The organism is Roseomonas sp. TAS13 (assembly GCF_001950415.1).
Classification (GTDB): domain Bacteria; phylum Pseudomonadota; class Alphaproteobacteria; order Acetobacterales; family Acetobacteraceae; genus Roseomonas; species Roseomonas mucosa.
Genome location: NZ_BDLP01000533.1, coordinates 1 through 2,273, shown reverse-complemented (window position 1 = coordinate 2,273; position 2,273 = coordinate 1). Strand labels below are relative to the sequence as shown.

At 69.8% G+C, this 2,273-nt stretch carries 3 protein-coding genes; all 3 read left to right on the top strand.

Going from position 1 to position 2,273, the window contains the following annotated elements; translation table 11 throughout:
* Positions 1–876 (top strand): IS256 family transposase (locus ROTAS13_RS23215; RefSeq protein ID WP_075823559.1); only part of this gene is annotated, 876 nt, incomplete at its 5' end.
* Between the two features lie 173 nt (positions 877–1,049).
* Positions 1,050–1,451 (top strand): transposase, encoded by a 402-nt coding sequence (locus ROTAS13_RS23210; RefSeq protein WP_256371406.1) that lies wholly within the window; start codon positions 1,050–1,052, stop codon positions 1,449–1,451.
* A 30-nt stretch (positions 1,452–1,481) separates the two neighbouring features.
* Positions 1,482–2,273 (top strand): ISL3 family transposase (locus ROTAS13_RS26660; protein ID WP_371329309.1); only part of this gene is annotated, 792 nt, incomplete at its 3' end.

The window sequence follows — 2,273 nt, the reverse complement described above, 5'->3', positions numbered from 1 at the left end:
GGTGCCTACCTGGCGGGCACCAACACGCGGCGGGTGCAGCGGGCGCTGGCGGCGCTGTTCCGGGGCGCGGTGGGCAAGGACGTGGTCAGCCGGGCCTGGCGCAAGGTCAAGGTGGACTGGGAGGCCTGGGAGCGGCGCGACCTCGGAGGCGAGGACGTCGTCCGCCTGATCCTCGACGGGACCGTCGTGCGGGTCCGGTTGGACCGCAAGGCCACCTCGATCTCACTGCTGGTGGTGCTCGGCATCCGCCGCGACGGTCAGAAGGTGCTGCTGGCGGTGCGCAACATGGGCGGGGAGAGCGAGGCGGCCTGGCGGGCCGTGCTCGACAACCTGATCGCCCGCGGCCTGCGCACCCCGGCGTTCCTGATCATCGACGGCGCCGCCGGCCTGGAGAAGGCGCTGGCGGCGCTCGTGCCCGAGGTGCCGGCCCAGCGCTGCACGGTGCACAAGCATCGCAACCTCCTGGCCCACGCGCCGGAACGGCTGCACGAGGAGATCACCACCGACTACACGGACATGATCTACGCCGCGACGGCCAGGGAGATCGAGACGCGGCGGAAGGCTTTCCTGCGCAAGTGGCGGCTGAAGTGCCAGGCCATCGCCGACAGCCTGGAGGAAGCCGGCGAGGCGCTTTTCGCCTTCGCCCGCCTGCCCGCGAGCCAATGGAAGTCGGCGCGCACCACCAACGCCATCGAGCGGCTGCACGAGGAGTTCAAGCGTCGCATCAAGACCCAGACCGTGCTGCCCTCGGCCGAGACCGCGGCCATGCTGTTCTGGGCCCTGCTCGCCTCAGGCCAGATCAGCATGCGCAAGGTCGACGGATGGCAGACCCTCGATCAGCCACCCGCCAAGAGCAGCATTGACCTCGCCGCCTGACCCGATACCGTCACCACGCCGGAGGCGCACGCCGCCATTTCCAACCACCTTCGCGACACCACCCCTGAACAACTCGTAAGGCACTGATCTGGGTGGGAGATTTGCTGGACCGGGTGCCCTGGATTTGCAGGGTTCGATTGTTTTCGGCGGCAAACCCTGCGATTCTGACGGGCATGAAGCACCGCCCGCGCCCGCCGGAACAGCCCGACCTGCTGCGGCCGCGGCTGGTCGACATGATCGACGGACGGCACGAACTCGTGCGGCTCGCGGCACTGATCGACTGGGCGTGGTTCGAGCGGGAATGGGCCGGCTTCTTTCCCGCCGGCGAGGGGCGGCCGGCCACCCATCCTCGCCTGGTGGCGGGGCTGCTGTACCTGCAGCACGCCCACGGCCTCTCCGACGAGGCGGTGCTCGCGCGCTGGGTGGAGAACCCGTACTTCCAGCACTTCACCGGCGAGACCTTCTTCCAGCACCGCGCGCCGATCCACCCCTGGTTCTCCCGCACTTTCCGTGCTGTGGGCTCGTCGTTCCGGGGTGGGATGATCACATTGGAGGGGCGTCGTTCCTCTCTCTGAAAGCTGGGATTGTCCAAGCGTCTCCTGCCTCTGCTTCCAGCGGGGCTACTGGTTCAGCAGGTCCTGCCCGCTTCCGATCACATCATCATCGCCGCCGCGCTACCTTCCGAGGCCGCCACCTGCCCAGCTTGCGGCACGTCGTCACGGCGCGTTCACAGCCACTACCAACGCCGCCTCGCTGATCTGCCATGGCAGGGCCGCCCTGTGACGCTGCGTCTCCAGGCACGGCGGTTCCGCTGCCTCGACCCGACCTGTACCCGGCAGACCTTCGCCGAGCGGCTCCCGGAGGTTGCGGCCGCCGGGGCACGGCGGACCCGGCGACTGGGCGATCTGCAGCGCTGTGTAGGCCTGGCGCTCGGGGGCGAGGCCGGCGCGCGCCTGATCGAGCGTCTAGCCATGGCGACCAGCCCGGACACGTTGCTGCGGATCACCCGCGCGGAGGGCCGGGACGCCATGCCGGCAGCGACGCCACGGGTGCTCGGGGTGGACGACTGGGCTTGGCGCCGAGGCCATCACTACGGCACGGCGCTGGTCGACCTAGAGCGCAATCGCGTCGACTTGCTGCCCGACCGCCAAGCGGAGACCCTGGCGGCGTGGCTGCGCCAGCACCCTGGCGTGGAGATCGTGGCCCGAGACCGGGCGGGCGCTTACGCGGACGGGGTCCGGCAGGGCGCGCCCGGTGCAATCCAGATAGCGGATCGCTGGCACCTGCTGCGCAACCTCGGAGATGCGGTCCGGGCCCTCGTGGAACGGCACGGCAACGCCACCGGTCGGGCGGCCTGTCTCTTGATCACATCTACGCACAGCTCCACCGTAAGGCGA